Below are 15,641 nucleotides of genomic sequence, written 5' to 3'. Positions count from 1 at the left end.
CTCAGGCGGTGGCGGGCACCGGCCGGGGCACGCCCGGGATGCCCCACATGCGGTTCTCCTCGCGCAGCGTGCGCAGCCGGTCGACCTCGGCCGTCCACAGGGCCCCGGGGGGCGTGGCCTTGGCCTTGCGGCGCGCGATGCGGTCGTCGTAGGACCGCACGCCGAACGTGGCCCGCTGCCCGGCCTCCGCGGCCCGCAGCGCCTCGGTCAGCGCGACGTCGAACGCCCGGCCCGCCGCCAGCAGCTCGATCTCGTCGGCCGCGGCGGCCCGCAGGTCGCGCACGATCGCCTCGGCCTGCCTGGCCTTGTCAAGCAGCTGCGGGAAGCCCTTGGAGATCTCCTGGTCCGCGTGGTAGCGAACCTCGGCCTCACGGCTCACCCGCGGACGGAAAAACGCCATCGACCCTGCCCTTCACGCAGTCTTTGCTGTTCAACCCACAAGGGTACGCCGTCCGACACCGCCTCCGAACACCGGGCGACGGGCGGGGCCGCCCAGTAAGATGATCACCATGCCCGCAAAGAGACCTCCCGTCCCACTCTCCCGCGAGCGCATCATCGAGGCCGCACTCCACATCGCCGACAGCCAGGGGCTGCGCCGGCTCACCATGCGCCGGCTGGGCGACGCCCTGGAGGTGGAGGCCATGGCCATCTACCACCACCTGCCCCGCGGCAAGGAGGCGCTGATGGACGCGCTGGCCGAGCACGTCACGTCGGTGCAGGTGGAGCAGGCGGCCACCTGGCAGGAGACGGCCAGGGCGTGGTGCCGGGCGGGCCGGGAGCTGCTGCGCGAGCATCCGGGCGTGCTCGCGCTGGCCCTGACCAAGCCTCCCAAGGGCGCCACCGCCGTCGCCATCAGGGAGCAGACCGAACAGCTCGCCGACGGAGGCCTGGGCGACGCCCCGGAGGCCGTACGGGCGCTGCGGGCGTTCGTGTTCGGCAGCGTGGCGGTCGAAGTCCAGCAATCAGGATGGGCTGACCCAGAAGTTGATGAATGGGTCAGGCGGGACGAAAGGGCTGATGTGGACTTCGAAAGAGGGCTCGACGCTTTGCTCAAGGGGTTGCAAACGTAGTGCGCGTGTCGTGCTTGGCCCGTTATCCTGCATAAGGCACGCTGTGTCGAAGGTCACACGACCGGGGGATCCTCCTGTAACAGTCCGAACGGGCTATGTCGGACCGTGTGACGCACGTCGCACACTTGCCAGAACAACAAACCCGAGCCGCTCCCGTCCCTCTCCCGGGAGCACCCACGAGATATCGGAGGCACGCCGATGTGCCCGCACGACCCGGCCTGTCCGTCTGCCGAGGCGCCGGACCGCGAGGCAGCACGCACCCTCGCATGCCACCCCGAGCAGGGGTGGAGCCTTCTCTGCAACGGCGTCGTCCTGTTCGAGGACACCGGGGAGCTCCTGCCCAGCGGCACCGTCATCGCGCCGCACCGGCCCGACCCCCTGGTGGGCGCCGCCTGACGGCGGCGTAACCACCGATCCACCGGGCCACGACCTCGCCCACCCGGGCGGGGTCCCGCTTCAGGTCGTGGCCCTCGCCCGGCAGCACCACCAGCCGGGCGCAGTCGGCGGGATCCGGCACTCCGAACGGATCCCGGTCCCCGTTGACCACCAGCACGTCCACCCCGGCCCCGCGCAGCTCCTCGGCCCTGGAACGCTCCGGCTTGCCCGGCGGGTGCAGAGGGAAGGCCAGCGCCACCACCGCCGCCGCGCCCACCGCCGAGGCCGTACGGCAGGCCACCCGGGCGCCGTTGCTCCGGCCGCCCTGCACCAGCGGCAGCCCCGGCCACCTGGCGCGCAGCTCGCCCAGCACGATCTCCCAGGCCTCGTCCTGCCTGGCCGCCGAGCCCGGCGCCCGCGCCCCCGCGACCCGGAACGCCTGCGACACCCTGGCCACGGTGGCCCCCGCCCCGAGCGCGGCGTCGCGGACGGCCAGCAGATCGGGCGCGTCCACTCCCCCGGCCGAGCCGTGGGTCAGCACCAGCAGCAGCCGCGGCTCGGCCGCCTCCTCGACCTGCACCAGCGCCGGCCCCCGCGGAGTCATGATCTCCATGGCAGCACCGTACCTGGGGAGGATGCGCCGTTGGCCCCCAGGTACGATGACGGCGCGCCGCACAACCGCCATGATGGTTCTCATGCCAGAGATGCGCCCCATCCGCGATGACCTGCAGGCCACCCTCGACGCCCGCCGCGACCTCGGCCCCGACTACGAGGCCGCGCTCGTCGAGTCCTTCGTCGAACGGCTCGACGCCACCATCGCCGCCCGCGTCCAGGCCGAGCTGGGCGGTCACGGCGTGGCCCCGGTCAAGCCCCGGCAGCGGCAGGGCAACGGCGCCGCCATGATCCCCATCGCGCTGGGCTCGATGGGCCTCGGCATCCCGCTGACCGCCATCGCGGTCGGCAACTCGGGCCTGGTGGGCCTGACCATCACGTGGCTGGCCATCGTCGCCATCAACGTGGCCGCCGCCGTGGCCATCATGCGGCGCGGCTGAGAGCCCTCAGGGGGGCCGGGGTCAGGCGTCGCGGTGGAAGCGCAGCCGGACCTCGGCGGCCATGGTCTCGTCCTCGTGTTCGAGGCCGTAGGTCCACACCTGGCCGGCATCCTCGGTGCGCCCGCGCAGCGGCAGCGTGCGGGCCAGCAGCTCGATGGCCAGCGCTCCCGTCTGGGGGTCGGCCCCGCTCTCGACGGCCTCGGCGAACTCCGCGCAGGCCAGCTCCAGGTGCGCGATGCCGAGCAGCACCCGCAGCCCCGGCAGCTCCCGCGCCGGGGCGAACTCCAGCGCGTCCAGCAGCAGGCCGGCCGCCTCGCCCGGATCGCCGTGCTCCAGCAGCGTCTCGGCGAGCTGGCGGGCCGCGTGCGCGGTGGCCTCGGCGTCGCCCACGTCGATGCCCGCGTCGAAGGCGGCGCGCAGCTCCTTGTCGGCCTCCTGCGGGCTGCCGGCCAGCCGGGCCAGCGCGAGGTGGGCCAGCGGCACGTAGGCCGGCGTGCCGACGCCGAGCACGGCCTGCCAGGCGGCCCTGGCCTGGTCGTCGCGGCCCTCACGCTCGAAGCCCTGGGCCAGGTGGCAGGCGGCCTGGGCGGCGTACTCGGGATGGCCGGTGGCCAGCGCGGTGCGGGCCGCGGCGCGGGCGGCGTCGGTGTCGCCGCGTTCGTCGAGCACCACGGCAAGCCCCACGGCCGCCTGGGCCCGGTCGGGGCTGTCGGGGTCGGCGACCAGCTCGGTCAGTATCGCCGCCGCACCGTCGAGGTCGCCGCCCTCGGCCAGGCGGCGGGCGGTGTCGAGAGGCGGGGTCTCCAGCTCTGAGAACGTCAAGAGAGCTCCTTCGGGCGACGGATCGCAACGAGCCTAACGGCTCGTCGCGATCATGTCTGCTCACTTGACGGTGTGGGACTGGGCCGTGCCGGAAGCGGGCCCCCGGGCGGGGACCCGCTTGCGGGATCAGTCCTCGTACGCCTCAAGAGGCGGGCAGGAGCACACCAGGTTGCGGTCGCCGTACGCCTGGTCGATGCGGCGCACCGGCACCCAGTACTTGCCCTCGCGCAGCGAGGCCAGCGGGTAGGCCGCCTCGGTCCGCGAGTACGGGTGCGGCCACTCGTCGGCGGTGACCGACTCGGCCGTGTGCGGCGCGTTGCGCAGCGGGTTGTCGGTCTTGTCGTAGTCGCCGGAGGCCACCTTGGCGATCTCGCCGCGGATGGCGATCATGGCGTCCACGAACCGGTCGAGCTCGTTCAGGTCCTCGCTCTCGGTCGGCTCGATCATCAGCGTGCCGGCCACCGGGAACGACATGGTGGGCGCGTGGAAACCGTAGTCGATCAGGCGCTTGGCCACGTCGTCGACGGTGACGCCGGTCTCCTTGGTGATCTGGCGCAGGTCCACGATGCACTCGTGCGCCACCAGGCCGCCGCGGCCGGTGTAGAGCACCGGGTAGTGCGGGGCCAGCCGCCTGGCCAGGTAGTTGGCCGACAGGATGGCCTGCTCGGTGGCCGCCGTGAGGCCCTCGGCGCCCATCATGCGCACGTACGCCCACGAGATCGGCAGGATGCCCGCCGAGCCGTACGGGGCGGCCGAGACCGGGCCGACCGGGCCGCCGTCGCGCAGCGGGTGGCCGGGCAGGTAGGCCGCCAGGTGGCCGCGGACCGCGACCGGACCGACGCCGGGGCCGCCGCCGCCGTGCGGGATGCAGAACGTCTTGTGCAGGTTGAGGTGGGACACGTCGGCGCCGAACTCGCCGGGCTTGGCCAGGCCCACCAGGGCGTTGAGGTTGGCGCCGTCGACGTAGACCTGGCCGCCGGCCTCGTGCACCTTGGCGCAGACCTCGGTGATCGACTCCTCGTACACGCCGTGCGTGGACGGGTACGTCACCATGATCGCGGCCAGCCGCTCGCGGTGCTTGGCGATCTTGGCGTCGAGGTCGGCCAGGTCGACGTTCCCGTCGCTGTCGCAGGCCACGACCACGACCCGCATGCCCGCCATGACGGCGCTGGCCGCGTTCGTGCCGTGCGCCGAGGACGGGATCAGGCACACGTCGCGCTCGGTGTCGCCGTTGGCCAGGTGGTAGGCGCGGATGGCCAGCAGGCCGGCGAACTCGCCCTGGGAGCCCGCGTTCGGCTGGATGGAGACCGCGTCGTAGCCGGTCACCTCGGCCAGCCAGCCCTCCAGCGTGCCGATGAGGTCCCGGTAGCCCTCGGTCTGGGCCTCCGGCGCGTACGGGTGCACGCCCGCGAACTCCGGCCAGGTGATCGGCTCCATCTCGGTGGTCGCGTTCAGCTTCATCGTGCAGGAGCCGAGCGGGATCATCGAACGGTCGAGCGCGATGTCCTTGTCCTGGAGCCTGCGCAGGTAGCGCAGCATCGCGGTCTCGGAGCGGTGGCTGTGGAAGACCGGGTGGGTCAGGAAGTCCGACTCGCGCACCAGGTCGGCCGGCAGCGCGTCAGCCGCCAGGTCCACGTCCGCGTCCGCGCGCTCGACGCCGAAGGCGGCCCACACCTTGACCAGCTCGGCCGCGCCGGTCTTCTCGTCACAGGCGACGGAGACGTGGTCGTCACCGGCCTGCCACAGGTTGACGCCCCGCTCGGCGGCGGCGGCGACCACCTCGGCGGCCCGGCCGGGCACGCGGACGAGCACGGTGTCGAAGAACTCTCCGTGCACGACCTCCAGGCCGGCCTCGCGCAGCCCGCCGGCCAGCGCGACGGCGTGCCGGTGCACCCGCCGGGCGATCCGGCGCAGGCCCTCGGGGCCGTGGTAGACGGCGTACATGCCGGCGATCACGGCCAGCAGGACCTGGGCGGTGCAGATGTTGCTGGTGGCCTTCTCGCGGCGGATGTGCTGCTCGCGGGTCTGCAGGGCCAGCCGGTAGGCGGGGTCGCCGTCGACGTCGACCGACACGCCGACCAGGCGGCCGGGCATCTGCCGCTGCAGGCCCTCGCGTACGGACATGTAGGCCGCGTGCGGCCCGCCGAAGCCGAAGGAGACGCCGAAGCGCTGGGAGGAGCCGACGGCGATGTCGGCGCCCAGCTCGCCGGGGGCGGCCACGAGCGTGAGGGCCAGCAGGTCGGCGGCGGCCACGACGAGCGCGCCCGCCTCGTGCGCCCTGGCGGCCACGTCGCGGAAGTCGCGCAGGCGGCCCGAGGCGCCCGGGTACTGCACCAGCACGCCGAAGCACTCGGGCAGGTCACCGTCGAGGTCGTGCTCGACCAGCGTGATGCCGAGCGGCTCGGCGCGGGTGGCCAGCACGGCCTTGGTCTGGGGCAGCGTGTCGGCGTCGACGACGAACACGTCGCTCCTGGACCTGCCCGCCCGGCGGGCCAGCGTCATAGCCTCGGCCGCGGCGGTGCTCTCGTCCAGCAGGGAGGCGCCGGCGACGTCGAGGCCGGTCAGGTCGGAGACGACCGTCTGGAAGTTCAGCAGCGCCTCCAGGCGGCCCTGCGAGATCTCCGGCTGGTACGGCGTGTAGGCGGTGTACCAGCCCGGGTTCTCCAGCAGGTTGCGCCGGATGACGGCGGGCGTGACGGTGTCGTAGTAGCCCAGTCCGATCATGGAGGTCAGCACCCGGTTGCGGGAGGCCAGCTCGCGCAGCTCGGCGATGGCCTCGGTCTCGCTCGCGGCGGGCGGGAGCTGGAGCCGGTCCTTGGCCCTGATGGCCTCGGGGACGGCCACGGCCACCAGATCGCCGACGGACTCGAAGCCCACGGCCTCGAGCATGCGCTGCTGCTCGGACTCCGATGGGCCGATGTGCCGGGACGAGAACGGCGGAGCGGACAGGTCGGTCATGGAGGTTGCCTCCTGAGGCGTGGAGACCGGCGCCGGGGCGCGGGCGAGTGCCGGATCTCCCCCTCTGTCAGCGCGACGTCATCGCGACCTGAGAGCTTCACCCCGCCGTGGGGCTTGCACCGTCGGTGAGGTGCGCCTGGCGGACGCACCTGCTTTCCAGAGTTGCCTCGCCCGAGCGGTACGGGATGCCTGAGAGATTCCGGGGAGGGTTGCTCCTTCGGCGCCCCAGGACCGAGGCCCAGGGACTCTCCCGCACGGGGTCGTCAGCCTTACTCTGTCCTAGATTACTACGGTGTGTTCAGCGGTTCAGCTCACCCCGTGCGGCGTGCGCGACGCCGCTTGGCGAGCTCGTCAGTGGGATGGTCGGCCGGGACGCTGTCCTCGACCGCCGCCCGTTCCCCCGGCAGCTCCGCGAGGGAGCCCTCGACCTCGCGCCAGACCCGGCCGAGCGCGATGCCGAACACGCCCTGCCCGCCCTGGAGGAGATCGATCACCTCGTCGGCCGAGGTGCACTCGTAGACGCTGACTCCGTCGCTCATGAGCGTGATCTGCGCGAGGTCGGCGACCCCGCGGTCACGCAGGTGCTGCACCGCGGTGCGGATCTGCTGCAACGACACGCCCGTGTCGAGCAGCCGCTTGACGACCTTGAGCACCAGGATGTCGCGGAAGCTGTAGAGCCGCTGCGAACCCGAGCCGTGCGCGGCTCTTATCGTGGGCTCCACCAGGCCGGTACGCGCCCAGTAGTCGAGCTGCCTGTAGGTGATGCCGGCCGCCGAGCAGGCCGTGGGCCCGCGGTATCCGATGTCGGCGGGCAGCGTCGTGGGCTGCTCGTCGAAGAGCAGGCCCTGCTCTCCGGCACGCTGCCGCGCGCTCTCGCGCCGCACCGGATCTTCCTGGCCGGCCGTCTTTCCCTCGCCGCTGCTGACCGCCACGCGGACCTCCGGCTTTCTCTCATCCCGCGGCCTGATCTGGGGGTTCGTAAAGGGCGACCACGGGTTTCACTTGCACCGTAGGACCGTGACCATGCTCAGTCAACGATCCGGCTCGGCGCGTCGTGAAGCGTAAATGCACTGAAATACCTACCCCGCCCTGCCGAAGTCCTCGGGAGTGATCGTGTCAAGGAACTCCCTGAACTTCTCCACCTCGTCCTCCTGGTCGTCCGGGATGATCACACCGGCCTCCTGGACCACCTCTTCGCTGGCGAAGATGCGGGCGCCGGTGCGCAGGGCCAGGGCGATCGAGTCGGACGGCCTGGCGCTCACCTCCACGCCGTTGGAGAACACAAGGTCGGCGAAGAAGATACCGTCACGCAGGGCCACGATGTTGACCGCGCGCAGCCCGACGCCGAGCGCGCTCAGCACGTCCCTGAACAGGTCGTGAGTGAGCGGCCGGGGCGGCGGCTCCTCGGCCTGCGCCAGGGCGATCGCGGTCGCCTCGGTCATGCCGATCCAGATCGGAAGGAACCGTTCCCCGTGTGCCTCCTTGAGCAAGACGATCGGCTGATTTGTGGGCATCTCAACTCGAACGCCCACGACCTCCATCTGCAACACGGGCTGCTCCGTATTCGACCGGCCGGTCGCCCGGCACAGCTGTTGACTGGGTCGCTTCTGCTACACGCTTATGCATTTCAACGTAACACCCGGCAGGCCTGGAATGTGCCCCGGCCTTCCAGCTCTGTGCCCTCAGCGGCCCAGGACAGACCTGACCCCGCTGCGCACCAGAGAGGCGTGCAGGTCGAGCAGGAGCTGGGACAGCTCCCTGGCCGCCTCGTCGGCCTCGCCGATGGCTCCGGGGGCGCGCCGCTTGAGTATGGGCGCGACGGTCTGCTCGACCAGGCCGCACTCCCGCTCGGCGGCGGCCTTGACCGCGCGCAGGTGGCGGGCGTGCAGGCCGAAGCGGGCCAGGGCGCCGACGCTGCGCGCGACCTTCAGCGCCTCCTCGTCGTAGCGCCTGGCCACGGGGGCGAGCAGGCCGTAGTCCTCCAGCTCGGCGAGGGTCTCCTCGTCGATGCCGGCGGCTTCCAGCAGCTCGGCCCGGTCGAACCGGATCTCCTGCGTCTGCTGCACCGCGCGCGGAAGGCCGAAGCTCTCCGCCATCCTGTCCTTGATCACCCGCAGCGGCAGGTAGTGGTCACGCTGCTCGGTCAGGATGAAACGCAGTTGCTCGACGTGGAGGTGGGTGAACTTGCGGTAGCCCGAGGGGCTGCGCTCGGGCTCGATGAGCCCCTCACCCTCCAGGAAACGGATCTTGGACACGGTGACGTCGGGGAACTCGCCCTGCAGCAGGGCGAGCACCTCCCCGATGCTCATGTGCGAGCGTGCCGCCTGTGAGCTCATGCGCCGGCGTTGACCCTCATCAGGAAGACGAGGCGGAACTTGCCGATCTGCACCTCGTCTCCGGAGTGCAGGGGGACCTCCTCGATGCGCTCTCGGTTGACGTAGGTGCCGTTGAGGCTGCCGACGTCGCGCACGGAGAACTGGCCGCCGCGGTGGCGGTAGAACTCGACGTGGCGGCGGGAGACGGTGATGTCGTCGAGGAAGATGTCGCTCTCCGGGTGGCGCCCGGTCGTGGTGAGGTCCTTGTCGAGCCGGAACCGGCTCCCCTGGTTGGGCCCCCTGGTCACCGAGAGCAACGCCGTGCCGGGCGGGAGCTGTTCGACCAGCGCCCGTTCGGCCAGGAGCATGTCGCCTGTCTCAGCCTCGTACGCCTCGATTCCCGCGACCGAGATCGTCGATGTGGTGTCCCCGGCGACCTCGGGTCTGGTCAGCGGTGACCCACAGCGGGAACAGAAACGGGCATCCTCGGGGTTGGCGTGCCCGCACTGCGTGCAGTAGACGCTCGGCATCGATCGGCTCGGCCTCCTACCGCGAAGACGCGGCGACGGTGCTGGGGACGCGCCTGCCTTCGCTCTTCAAGTTTGCGAATGCCGCAACTTACGCTGATCAGCGGCAAAGGTCAAGGCGGGGCGCTGGACTGTTGGTTCGGACGCTGACAAAGTTACCGCCGCCCCCACCCCGTGGTCCATGCCGCCGCGCGTTTCTACATTACGATCTTGCGGCACTCCGCGCGCACATCGCGCGCGAAGGGTTTTTCGCTACTCTACGTGATCAGACGGCTGCCTGTTCGACCACGCGGGCCCAGCGTTCGAGCAACGCCTGGGCGCCGTCCATGTCGGGGGCCTCGGCCCACAGGTCGGTGACGGGCTCGGCGGCGGCGGGCAGGATCAGCACCCACGAGCCGTCGTCGCGGGCGACCCGCACGCCGTCGGTGGTGTCCACGCGCCAGCCGCCGGGCTCGGCCTCGGCCGCCTCGATGACCGAGCGCATGACCGCGCCCTTGGCCGCCCACTGGGTGGGGACGCTCCGCCGGAGCAGTTTGACCTCGGGGATCCTGGCGTCGATCTGGCTGAGCGACAGCCGGGTGCGGGCCACCAGCCCCAGCAGGCGCATGAACGCGGCCAGGCCGTCGATGGCCGGGCTGAACTCCGGCACGACGAACCCGCCGCGCCCGTCCGCCGCGAAGATCATGTCGGGGCCCTGGGCGGCGGAGGTCAGGGCGTCCAGGGCGGTCGAGGTCCACTGCACCTGCACGCCGTGGAAGCGGCAGACCTGCTCGGCGACGCGCGTGGTGGTGACCGGCAGGGCCACCCGGCCGCCCCTGCGCTCGGCCGCCACCAGGTCCAGCACGACGAGCAGGGCACGTTCCTCGCTGATGAGCTGGCCGGTCTCGTCCACCAGCGCGATGCGTTCGCCGACCGGGTCGAAGCGCACGCCGAAGGCCGCTCGCGAGGAGCTGACCAGCTCCGACAGGCGTTGCAGGCCCCGTCGGCGCTCGGCCAGCGTCTCGGTGGGCGAGACGTCGTCCAGGCGGGCGTTGACGGTGAGCACCTCGACGCCGGCCCGGCTGAGCAGCGTGGGCATCACCAGGGAGGAGGTGCCGCCGGCGCAGTCGACCACGACTTTCATGTCCTTGACGCCGGTCACGCCGATGGCCCGCATCAGCTCGTGCGTGTAGCCCTCGACGGCCCTGGCCGGGTAGTGCAGCTCGGCGATCTCGCCGGGGAAGGCCCGCCGGTACTCCTGGCGGGAGAAGACGCGCTCCAGCTTGCGCTGGGCGGCCGGGGGCAGGTCGGCGCCGCGATCGTCCATGATGACGATGTCGGCGCTCTGCGGGTCGCCCGGCGTGGTGCGCAGGGCGATGCCGCCGGCGGCCGATTCGCGGGCGGTGTGGAAGCGGGCCACCGGCAGCGGCGCGGCCTCCAGGTCCAGGACGTTGATCGCGGCGGCGGTCAGCGCGCCGATCACGGCCCGTTTGAGCGCCCTGGCGGCCAGGGAGCAGTCGCGGGAGGTGACGACGTAGGCGCCCTTGCGCAGAGTGGTGGCGTAGGCGCCGGCCAGCCGGACGCACAGCTCGGCGGTGATCTCGACGTTCACCAGGCCGCTGACGCCGCGGGGGCCGAACAGGTTGCGCTGGCCGCGCGACTCCCAGATGACGCTGGTGTTGACGACCGCGCCGGCCTCGATGGTCTTGAACGGGTAGACCTTGACGCCGCTGGAGACGTACGCCTCGGCCTCGATGACGCATTCGTCGCCGATGACGGCGTCCTCCTCGACGCGGGCGCCGCCCATGACGTCGGTGCTCTTGCCGATCACACAGCCGCGCAGGTGGGCGCCGGGGCCGAGGTAGACGTTGTCGTGGACGACCGCGCGGTGCAGGAAGGCGCCCTCACGCACGACCGCGTTGTTGCCGAGCACGGTGAACTCGCGCAGTTCGGCGCCCGCCTCCACCTTGGCGTAGTCGCCGATCAGCAGCGGGCCCTTCAGGACGGCGTCGGGGTCGACCGTGGCCGAGTCGGCCACCCAGACGCCCGGGGAGAGCTCGAAGCCGCCGATGTCGAGGCGGACCCGGCCGGACAGGGCGTCGGCCTGGGCCTTGAGGTAGCTGGCGTGGGTGCCGACGTCCTCCCAGTAGCCGTCGGCGACGTAGCCGTAGATGGGGGCGCCGCGTTCCAGGAGGGCGGGGAAGACGTCTGATGACCAGTCGACCGGTTCGCCGTCGGCCACGGCGTCGAGGACCTCGGGCTCCATGACGTAGATGCCGGTGTTGACGGTGTCGGAGAAGACCTGGCCCCAGGTGGGCTTCTCCAGGAAACGCTGCACGCGCCCGTTCTCGTCGAGGATGATGATCCCGAATTCGAGCGGGTTGGGGACGCGTTTCAGGCCGATGGTGACAAGAGCCGAATTTTCGCGATGAAAACGGATCATGTCGGATAAGTCGATATCTGTGAGGGCGTCGCCGGAGATGACCAGGAAGCGGTCGTCGCGGAGGCGGTCGGCGGCGTTCTTGACGCTGCCCGCGGTGCCCAGAGGCAGGTCCTCGGTGGCGTACTGGAGGTTCATGCCCAGCTCGTCGCCGTCGCCGAAGTAGTTGCGCACGAGGGCGGCCAGGAACTGGAGGGTGACGACCGTCTCGGTGATGCCGTGCCGTTTGAGCAGGCGCAGGACGTGTTCCATGATCGGGCGGTTGACCACGGGAAGCAGGGGCTTGGGCTGGTTGGCGGTCATCGGACGCAGCCGAGTACCCTCCCCGCCCGCCATGACGACCGCCTTCACCCGATCACTCCTTCGTGGTCGCGGTTACGAGTTGGCGCACCTGCACCACGTACAGGATCCCTGCCCACCAATACAGGCCCGTGCCCCACAGCGCGAAGGCCCACCCGGCAATTCGTGCTATTTCGGCATACCACCCGGTGTGGGAGGCGAGGAAGAGCAGCGGGAAGGCGTACATGAGGTTGAACATGGCGGCCTTGCCCAGGAAATGCACCTGAAGTGCCTTATAGCCGTGTTTGCGTAGTACGGGGAACGAACAGGCGACGAAGACCTCCCGCGCCACGATGACGGCCACCAGCCACCACGGGATGACCTCCCGCAGCAGCAGCGCCAGGATGGTGGCGAAGACGTACAGCTTGTCGGCGGCCGGATCGATCACCCGGCCGAGCTTGCTGGTCTGGTTGAACGCGCGAGCGATCTTGCCGTCGAGCCAGTCGGTGAACCCGGCCACGACGAGGATGCCGATGGCCCACCCGTCCGCCCGGGGGCCCAGGACCAGCCAGAGGAACACGGGGACGCCCAGGAGGCGCAGGAAGCTCAGCAGGTTGGGAACCGTCCAGATCCGGTCCTCGGCGGAAGTTTCGCTCACGCAGAGACCCTACTGCGTGGAACTCCGGCACAGACGCCCCACCAGCGACCATTCCCCGCACGCGGGGAGGGCGGGGCGGGAGGAGTGGGCGTTTCGCGGCTTGTGACGGCGGGAAAAGGCTGGGTGATCGATCCCCCCGCGGTGCCGGCCTGGCTTGGGGGGATCGGATGTGGCCCTGGGAGTCCGGCGTGCTGCGGGGCGCGCCGGAGATCGCCTTGTTCCTCTGCCTGGCCCTCGGGTTCGCCCTGGGCCGGATCAGGTTCCGCGGGGTGGCGCTCGGAGGCGTGGCCGGGACGCTGGCCGCGGCGCTGGCCGTCGGGCTGCTGACCGGCGGCGTCACGGTCCACCAGCAGGTGCGCGTGATCGCCTTCGCGATCTTCGCCTTCACCCTCGGCTACACCCTCGGGCCCGCCTTCTTCGCGGCGTTCGCCGGGCGCAACCTGCGGTACCTGTGGTTCACGGTCGCCGAGGTCGTGGGGGCGCTGGCGGTCACGGCGCTCGTGGCCGACGCGTTCGGGCTGGATCCGGGCACCACGGCCGGGCTGATCGCGGGGGCGGCGGCCGGGCCGGTGGCGCTGGGGACGTCGGCCGACGCCCTGCAGGCCGCCGGGGTCGCGCAGGCCGCGCTCGGGCCCGCGTACGTCCTGTCCTATCTCTTCGCCCTGGTCACGATCGCGCTGCTGACCGGCCGGGCCGCGCCCGCGGTGCTGCGGTTCGACCCCGGCGAGGAGGCCGCGGCGCTGTGGCGGCGGCTGGACGGCGCGGAGGAGACGCCGCCGCCGGCGGTGCTGGGCAAGGCCCACCAGGTCACCACCGGCGAGGGCAGGACCGTCGGGCAGGCGGAGATCGCGATGGGCACCCGCGTCTCGGTGGAGCGGCTGCGCAGGAACGGCCGGCCGATCCCGTTCGGCCCGGACACGCTGCTGCAGCGGGACGACGAGGTCGTGGTCGTCGGCGTGCGGCAGGACGTCGTCAACGCGGGCGCGGTGGTCGGGCCCGAGGTGCCCGGCGGACGGGAGCTCGACCTGGACCTGGAGGTGGCCGACGTGACGCTCGCCGGCCGGCCGCCGGCGACCGTGCGGGACCTGCGCGCCGGGCTGTCCGGCCAGGGGGTGCAGGACCTGCACGTGTGCGAGGTGACGCGGGTGGGGTGCCGGTTGCCGGTCCGGCCGGGCACGGAGCTGTGCGCCGGTGACGTGGTGCGGGTGACCGGGATGAAACGGGACGTGGACCGGGCGGCCGCCTGGCTCGGGGCGCGGACGGACGCCGGACGCCGGGCCGACGTCGTCTACCTGGCCGCCGGGCTCGTCGCCGGGCTCGTGGCGGGGGTGGCGGGCGGCCTCACGGTGTCGGTCGGCTGCCTGGTGGCCGGGCTGGTGTTCGGCCGGGCGCGGGCGGGACGGGCCCGCTTCGGGCAGTACGACGCGGGCGCGGCCCGGGTGGTGGGCGAGGTGTCGCTCGGCGTGTTCGTGGCGGCTCTCGGGCTGTCGGCGGGGCCGGCGGCGGTGGAGCTGGTGGGGCGGCACGCCTGGCAGGTGGCGCTCGGCGCGGTCGCCACGGCCGCGGTGCCCGTGGTGATCTCGCTGGCCATGGGGGCCAAGCTGATGATGTTGCCGCCGCCGCTGGTGCTCGGCGCGGTGACCGGGCAGCATGGCCTGACGACCGTCCTGGGCGCGGTGCGGCGGATGTCGGGGAACGGGACGCCGCTGCTGGCGTACACGGTCGTGCACGCGCTGTCGGGAGCCGTGCTGGCCCTGCTGGGCCCCGCCGCGGTGGCCCTGGCCCGCTCGGTGGGCGCCTGACCGGGCCGCCGGCTTCGCGGAAGGGTCAGGTGCGCAGGAAGGCGTGGGTGTGGCCCACGGGGACGAAGCCGAGCCGGCCGTAGAACTCGCGCGGCCAGTCGTCGGCGTCGGCGACCAGGAACGTCAGCTCGGCGCCGGCCGTGGCGGCGAGCAGCGCGGTCAGCAGCGTGCGGGCGAAGCCCCGGCCCCGGTGGCGCTCGCCGGTGTAGACGTTCTCGATCTGGGCGACGCCCTCGTGGACGTAGAGGTCGGCCCGGGCGGCGACCTGCCCGTCGGGGGCGCGTACGGCGTGGAACTCGACCAGGTCGGCGCCGGCCGGGCGGGCCGCGGCGCGCGCGGCGAGCCCTTCGACTACGCCCTCCTCCGCCTGCGGCAGCGACTCGCGCCACTCCTCGCGCAGCACGGGCACCAGCTCGGCCAGGTCGAGCCGCTCGGTGGCGGCGGCGGGCGCGGCGGGGCGGGGGCCGTGGAAGGCCATGACGACGTTCGTCTCGTGCTGGTAGCCGGCGGCGCCGAACGCGGGCCGGAACTCCTGCCCCAGCCGGTCGTCGTCGACGCACACCAGCCGGTGGCCGAGCCCGGCGAGCCGCTCGTCGGCCGCCGCGAGCACCGGCCCGGGGGCGCCGCTCCAGACGATCAGCCTGTTGTCGTCGTGCGACATCGGGTAACGCTCGTCGAGCACCGCGAACCCGCCCGGGACCGGCGTGACGACGGGCGCCTTGCGGCGGGCGAAGTCGTGCACGAAGCCCAGGGCCCGCGACAGCTCGTCAGCCACCGCAGGCGGCCCGGAGGAAGGCCCTGATCAGGGCGGAGTCCTTGACCCCCGGCGCGGTCTCGACGCCGCTGGACACGTCGACCCCCCACGGGCCGGCAGCCTCGACGGCCTCGGCCACGTTCGACGGGTCGAGCCCGCCGGCCAGCATCCACCGGCCGGACGGGCGGCCGCGCACCGCCGCCCAGTCCCACGGCTCCCCCGAGCCGGGGCGCGGGGCGTCGACGATGAGCAGGTCTTCGTCGTGGGCGCCGCACCGCAGGTCGGCCGCGGCGTCGACGGCGCGCACGAGCGGGCGGCCGAGGTCTTTCAGCGCGGTGAAGTCGGCGTGGGGGTGGTTGCCGTGCAGCTGGACGGCGCGCACGCCCGAGGCCAGCGCCGCGGCCCGGACCGTCTCAGGGGCCTCCCCCCGGAATACGCCCACGGTGAGCACATGGGCCGGGATCGCCGCGGCCAGCTCGGCCGCCCGCTCCGGCGTCACCCTGCGCGGGCTCCGGGTGAGCACGAACCCGATGGCGTCGGCGCCGGCCTCGACGGCGGCCTCGACGTGCTCGGGCTCGCTCAACCCGCAGATCTTCACATACACACCACA

At 72.4% G+C, this 15,641-nt stretch carries 16 protein-coding genes and 1 riboswitch; of the genes, 4 read left to right on the top strand and 12 right to left on the bottom strand.

Going from position 1 to position 15,641, the window contains the following annotated elements:
- Position 1: 1 nt before the first annotated feature.
- A complete protein-coding gene (locus tag ACIA8R_RS29175) occupies positions 2 to 379 on the bottom strand; it encodes a hypothetical protein (protein WP_397041368.1) in 378 nt (125 codons plus the stop codon).
- Between the two features lie 130 nt (positions 380 to 509).
- Between ACIA8R_RS29175 and ACIA8R_RS29170 the strand changes: the two genes are divergently transcribed.
- A complete protein-coding gene (locus ACIA8R_RS29170) occupies positions 510 to 1,070 on the top strand; it encodes a TetR/AcrR family transcriptional regulator C-terminal domain-containing protein (protein ID WP_397041367.1) in 561 nt (186 codons plus the stop codon).
- Positions 1,071 to 1,268: 198 nt separating this feature from the next.
- Positions 1,269 to 1,466 carry a DUF5999 family protein gene (locus ACIA8R_RS29165; RefSeq protein WP_125637444.1) on the top strand — a complete coding sequence of 66 codons (198 nt, stop codon included), beginning with the start codon at positions 1,269 to 1,271 and terminating at the stop codon, positions 1,464 to 1,466.
- Here the strand turns inward: ACIA8R_RS29165 and ACIA8R_RS29160 are convergent.
- Positions 1,423 to 2,058, bottom strand: coding sequence for an alpha/beta family hydrolase (locus ACIA8R_RS29160; protein ID WP_357704871.1), 636 nt, complete (start codon positions 2,056 to 2,058; stop codon positions 1,423 to 1,425). The two genes, ACIA8R_RS29165 and ACIA8R_RS29160, sit on opposite strands and share 44 nt — an antisense overlap.
- A gap of 82 nt (positions 2,059 to 2,140) precedes the next feature.
- Here ACIA8R_RS29160 and ACIA8R_RS29155 point away from each other — a divergent pair, with 82 nt between their 5' ends.
- Positions 2,141 to 2,497 (top strand): hypothetical protein, encoded by a 357-nt coding sequence (locus ACIA8R_RS29155; RefSeq protein WP_364088401.1) that lies wholly within the window; start codon positions 2,141 to 2,143, stop codon positions 2,495 to 2,497.
- Positions 2,498 to 2,518: 21 nt separating this feature from the next.
- On the opposite strand, the gene ACIA8R_RS29150 is transcribed toward ACIA8R_RS29155, so the two are convergent.
- The 8 genes from ACIA8R_RS29150 to ACIA8R_RS29115 all read right to left on the bottom strand — a co-directional run bounded on the left by ACIA8R_RS29150 (position 2,519) and on the right by ACIA8R_RS29115 (position 12,475).
- On the bottom strand, positions 2,519 to 3,319 hold the full coding sequence (locus ACIA8R_RS29150; RefSeq protein WP_357704867.1) for a hypothetical protein: 801 nt from the start codon (positions 3,317 to 3,319) through the stop codon (positions 2,519 to 2,521).
- Between the two features lie 126 nt (positions 3,320 to 3,445).
- Complete coding sequence (gcvP, locus tag ACIA8R_RS29145; RefSeq protein ID WP_397041366.1) at positions 3,446 to 6,277, bottom strand: aminomethyl-transferring glycine dehydrogenase; 2,832 nt, start codon at positions 6,275 to 6,277, stop codon at positions 3,446 to 3,448.
- A 166-nt stretch (positions 6,278 to 6,443) separates the two neighbouring features.
- Positions 6,444 to 6,540: riboswitch (glycine riboswitch) on the bottom strand.
- A gap of 48 nt (positions 6,541 to 6,588) precedes the next feature.
- A complete protein-coding gene (locus ACIA8R_RS29140; protein ID WP_357704863.1) occupies positions 6,589 to 7,209 on the bottom strand; it encodes a MerR family transcriptional regulator in 621 nt (206 codons plus the stop codon).
- 147 nt (positions 7,210 to 7,356) lie between these two features.
- Positions 7,357 to 7,827 (bottom strand): bifunctional nuclease family protein, encoded by a 471-nt coding sequence (locus ACIA8R_RS29135; RefSeq protein WP_090771501.1) that lies wholly within the window; start codon positions 7,825 to 7,827, stop codon positions 7,357 to 7,359.
- A gap of 132 nt (positions 7,828 to 7,959) precedes the next feature.
- Positions 7,960 to 8,586, bottom strand: coding sequence for a MerR family transcriptional regulator (locus ACIA8R_RS29130; protein WP_357704861.1), 627 nt, complete (start codon positions 8,584 to 8,586; stop codon positions 7,960 to 7,962).
- Between the two features lie 23 nt (positions 8,587 to 8,609).
- The gene (locus ACIA8R_RS29125; RefSeq protein ID WP_357704859.1) at positions 8,610 to 9,122 is read right to left on the bottom strand and encodes an FHA domain-containing protein; all 513 of its coding nucleotides are present in this window, start codon (positions 9,120 to 9,122) and stop codon (positions 8,610 to 8,612) included.
- Between the two features lie 262 nt (positions 9,123 to 9,384).
- A complete protein-coding gene (locus ACIA8R_RS29120) occupies positions 9,385 to 11,889 on the bottom strand; it encodes a mannose-1-phosphate guanyltransferase (protein WP_357704857.1) in 2,505 nt (834 codons plus the stop codon).
- A gap of 4 nt (positions 11,890 to 11,893) precedes the next feature.
- Positions 11,894 to 12,475, bottom strand: a complete 582-nt coding sequence (locus tag ACIA8R_RS29115) for a CDP-alcohol phosphatidyltransferase family protein (RefSeq protein ID WP_364088394.1) — start codon at positions 12,473 to 12,475, stop codon at positions 11,894 to 11,896.
- Between the two features lie 167 nt (positions 12,476 to 12,642).
- Between ACIA8R_RS29115 and ACIA8R_RS29110 the strand changes: the two genes are divergently transcribed.
- Positions 12,643 to 14,277, top strand: a complete 1,635-nt coding sequence (locus ACIA8R_RS29110; RefSeq protein ID WP_397041365.1) for a hypothetical protein — start codon at positions 12,643 to 12,645, stop codon at positions 14,275 to 14,277.
- 25 nt (positions 14,278 to 14,302) lie between these two features.
- On the opposite strand, the gene ACIA8R_RS29105 is transcribed toward ACIA8R_RS29110, so the two are convergent.
- Positions 14,303 to 15,052 carry a GNAT family N-acetyltransferase gene (locus ACIA8R_RS29105; protein WP_397041364.1) on the bottom strand — a complete coding sequence of 250 codons (750 nt, stop codon included), beginning with the start codon at positions 15,050 to 15,052 and terminating at the stop codon, positions 14,303 to 14,305.
- Complete coding sequence (locus ACIA8R_RS29100) at positions 15,045 to 15,635, bottom strand: phosphoribosylanthranilate isomerase (RefSeq protein ID WP_397041363.1); 591 nt, start codon at positions 15,633 to 15,635, stop codon at positions 15,045 to 15,047. Before ACIA8R_RS29100 ends, ACIA8R_RS29105 begins: the two co-directional genes overlap by 8 nt.
- Positions 15,636 to 15,641: the final 6 nt, after the last annotated feature.

It is taken from the genome of Nonomuraea sp. NPDC051191 (assembly GCF_044455665.1).
Lineage (GTDB): Bacteria > Actinomycetota > Actinomycetes > Streptosporangiales > Streptosporangiaceae > Nonomuraea.
Note: the sequence above shows the minus strand (reverse complement) of the source record. Positions and strands in the feature narration are given on the sequence as shown.